The 1,189-nt window shown below is 31.3% G+C and carries 1 rRNA gene; it reads right to left on the bottom strand.

From position 1 onward, the window contains the following. Window positions 1-1,105: 1,105 nt before the first annotated feature. Window positions 1,106-1,189: ribosomal RNA gene (gene rrf / locus BA768_RS18730) — 5S ribosomal RNA — on the bottom strand; the annotation flags it as partial.

Genomic DNA, 1,189 nt, shown 5'->3' with positions numbered 1-1,189 from the left:
ATGCTTACCTAAAAGCTCTTCTGCGCTTACCAAACAACTCTCGTTTTTCAGTGGGGCAAAAGTAGTACTTCTATCCTATACAATCCTAATTTATTTAACATAAAATTTAAGTTCAATTCATATTTGATACTAAGTCCCTGACTTTATGGAGAATAATTTTAAAATAATGTTTGGGGTTTTTAGCTGGAGGGTAAGTTGGAGAGTTGGAGAGTTGGAGGATTAGAGGGGTTTGAGCGTAGTAGATAGCAAGGATTGAAGAGTTTTAGAATCTAAAAACCAAAGGGAGTATGTGCCTGTCTTTAGTGGATAAAAGATCGGACAAATCGTTTTTGAGATTATAAAGTTCAAAGAAATTAGAGAATCAAATGATTTGGATGGAGGCAAATGTTTAATAATGTAATTTTTTATCTGAATAATTTATCATGAAAACTTTTTATTTTCCTTTAAAAGGTAAAGATATTAATTTATAGTATTATTTAAACCCACTCCCAGGATTGGAAGTGGTTAAAAATGTAAATAATAATTACTCTTTAAAAATATTTTCTATTAATGATTTAAATTAATAAAGAGAATTGCTTCGTCGCTTCGCTCTTCGCAATGATACAATAGTATATTTAGCATTTAGCATTTAACATTTAGCATTTAGCATTTAGCATTTAGCATTTAGCATTTAGCATTTAGCATTTAGCATTTAGCATTTAGCATTTAGCATTTAGCATTTAGCAAAAATAATGGGACTAAAAAAAATGAATAGGGTTTCTTTATCTACCACAGATTATACAGATTTACATAGATCTTTAAAATATTATGTCTTATGTGCAGCCTAATATTTAACTTAAAATAACTGATGTGTTAATCTTTTGTCACTTTTGTGGTTAAATTATTAATGAGTTTAAAAAGTTAAAAATTAAGTATTGTTTTGTTTACCGCTAATACTGCGCTTAGATCCTTCCAGGATGACAAAGAGAAAGTTGTTGTTGTTGTTGTTGTTGTTGTAAATGGATTGGGCTTCTAACTTCTAGTAGGCAATAGGCAAGGATAAATTGTTTCAGTCTAATGCAAAAAAAAGTCTCATACAAATACATGTATGAGACTTTTGTAAAAAAACTGGCGGCGACCTACTCTCCCGCTTTCGCAGTACCATCGGCGCTGGTGGGCTTAACTTCTGTGTTCGGAATGGGAACAGGTG

Origin of the sequence: Chryseobacterium sp. CBo1 (assembly GCF_001693475.1) — a bacterium.
Classification (GTDB): domain Bacteria; phylum Bacteroidota; class Bacteroidia; order Flavobacteriales; family Weeksellaceae; genus Chryseobacterium; species Chryseobacterium formosense.
Note: the sequence above shows the minus strand (reverse complement) of the source record. Positions and strands in the feature narration are given on the sequence as shown.